Below are 2,511 nucleotides of genomic sequence, written 5' to 3'. Positions count from 1 at the left end.
CTCCCACAACTTCTACTGGATCGCCAAGCCGACAGGGATCATCGCTCTGGGCAGCGTCTTCTCCACCATGCAGGTGCTGCCGCTGCTCTTGATCACCCTGGACGCCTGGAAGATGCGGACGGAGCGGACCAAGGCCCACGAGCATCTGGCCGAGGGCAAGCAGCGCTTCGTCATGGACGGCGTCTGGACGTTCATCCTCGCCGTCAACTTCTGGAACATCTTCGGCGCGGGCGTAATGGGCTCGCTCATTAACCTGCCGATCGTCAACTACTATGAGCATGGCACTTATCTCACGAACAACCATGCCCATGGCGCCATGTTCGGCGTGAAGGGTAACATCGCGATTGCCGGTATGCTGTTTGCTTGCCAACACCTGTTCCAGCGCTCTGCCTGGAATGAGAAGCTGATCAAGGGCGTCTTCTGGTCGCTGCAGATCGGCCTGGTCATGATGATGATCATGGATATGTTCCCGGTCGGTCTGTATCAGCTTGCCCACATCTTCCAGCACGGCTTCTGGTATGGTCGGCAGCAGACGTTCATCACGAATAACGTGTGGCACACCTTGACCTGGATGCGCTCCATCGGTGGCGCCGTGTTCCTGTTTGGCGGTGTATTGCCTCTCATGTGGTTCATTCTGTCGAGGGGCACCCGGATGGTCCGCGAGGCCGCCGTTGTTGAGGAAGGCGAGTGGACAATCTACGACAGGGAGAAGGCGAAGGAGCGGGAAAGCTGGGCTGCTTCTGATGAGGCCTTCTAGTCTGAGTATCTAAGCAAGCTCATCACACTTCACTCCAACATCCCCGGTACAACGATCGCGTTGTACCGGGGATGTTGCTTTTTGCGAGCCTCCTTCCACAGGACCAGCCACGTTCCGCAAAACGCCTGATACTGCATTGACACGCTAGTCTTACTCACACCTCTCGGCCCCTGCCCCTGTCCGTCCCCCAATTGAACGGCGCGTACAACTCGACAGCGCATCCTAAAGTAATGCATTTGCATCGTAAATTGAGGCGATCTCTAGATTTACTACCCCTAATGGGGGACGTATCTTAGAAGCATATGTGACTTTAAGATGCATCGAGGAGGTTTCACTGTGAATGTTATGATGTGGACGAACAAGCAGTCGGGTGCGCCACCGACCGCTGCATCGGGATGGAACCGCATTGGTTGTTCGCTGCATGGCGCTCGTGAAGGACGCGTGCCGTCGACGCTTGGCGCGCCGACGTCGACAAAGAAGGGGTTACAGAGTGATCAATCAGAAAGAAAAAAGACTTGACAGCGTTTCCGAAGAAGATTTAAACTGAGGTTAGTTCGAACTAAAACGGCGTTCTATAAAGTGACTTATTCGATGGAAGCGAGTTTCATTGTTCAGCCAGAAGTTGTGGCGTTAGTGGCGACAAAGGAGGTGAGAATAGGCGTTAACGAAAAGCGACGGGAAGATTGTGCGGTCCCGAGAGTAGTAAAGTAAAGAAGTCTACGCAGTGAAAAGAAAGCGAAAGTGTGGCCACCTGAGTCAGGGTAAGTGCCACAGGAGGTAACAATGAGTCCGAATCCTAGCGCAACAGTGAGCAGGACCCACAAGACGTTTGGTCAAATGCTATTGGTCAAGAAATACTGGTGGCTTCATGCTTTGATCGTCACCGGCATCAGTGTCATCGGATTAATTGCTCTCGGCGTGTGGACTTATTCATCCGCTCCTCCGCTGGTGAATTTTGTCTCGTCATCCACCGGAGAAACACTCATCCCCGAGTGGCAAATCCAGCGTGGAAAGCAAGTGTTTCACCTCAAGGGTCTGATGACGTATGGCTCCTTCTGGGGCGACGGAGGCGAGCGCGGGCCGGATTACACCGCCGAAGCTCTCCACCATACCTATGTGTCCATGGGAAAATACTATGAGAATGAGATCGCGAAGGAGCGCCCTGTGACCCAAGCCGATCGCGATATGATCTCAGTAAGGGTCAGACGAGAGATCCGCGAGAATGGCTATGACGCAACAGCCAACGTTATTCGTATCACTCCAGCTCAGGCCTTTGCGTATCAGGAGTTGGTTACACATTACACGCGAACGTTTACGGATCCTACCTACGAAGAAGCTTTTATGAAGGGAAGGATCAAAAATCATATCAGCAATCCGGAAGACCTCAAGGCGCTAGCCGCGTACTTCTTCTGGGGTGGCTGGGTTTCCGGGGCGACCCGACCGGGTGAGACATATAGTTATACACACAACTGGCCGCCCGATCCGGAAGTCGGTAACGTCCCGACGTTCGCGACGTATATCTGGAGCTTTATCTCGATCTTCGTGCTGTTCTGCGGTACCATGCTGGTCCTGTACGTCTACGGTGAAATGAAGACCCTGCCCGGCGAGCCGTTCAACGGACGGGATTGGTCGCTTACCACGATCGACCTGGAAAACAAGGGCGACGCTTATGTTCGTCCAACCCAGCGCGCCACCTATAAGTTCTTCGCCTTCGCCGTGATCCTGTTCCTGGTGCAGGTGTTGGCAGGTATCCT

Annotated in this window: 2 protein-coding genes; both read left to right on the top strand. The window is 54.0% G+C overall.

Going from position 1 to position 2,511, the window contains the following annotated elements:
• The coding region (locus tag KGL31_01405) for a cbb3-type cytochrome c oxidase subunit I (protein ID MDE2320567.1) at window positions 1-757 on the top strand (757 nt) is incomplete at its 5' end.
• Between the two features lie 783 nt (window positions 758-1,540).
• Window positions 1,541-2,511, top strand: a 971-nt coding sequence (locus tag KGL31_01400; protein MDE2320566.1) for a nitric-oxide reductase, incomplete at its 3' end; no start/stop codon positions are given.

It is taken from the genome of Candidatus Methylomirabilota bacterium (assembly GCA_028870115.1).
GTDB lineage: Bacteria > Methylomirabilota > Methylomirabilia > Methylomirabilales > Methylomirabilaceae > Methylomirabilis.
This window is presented reverse-complemented; position numbering and strand designations above follow the sequence as displayed.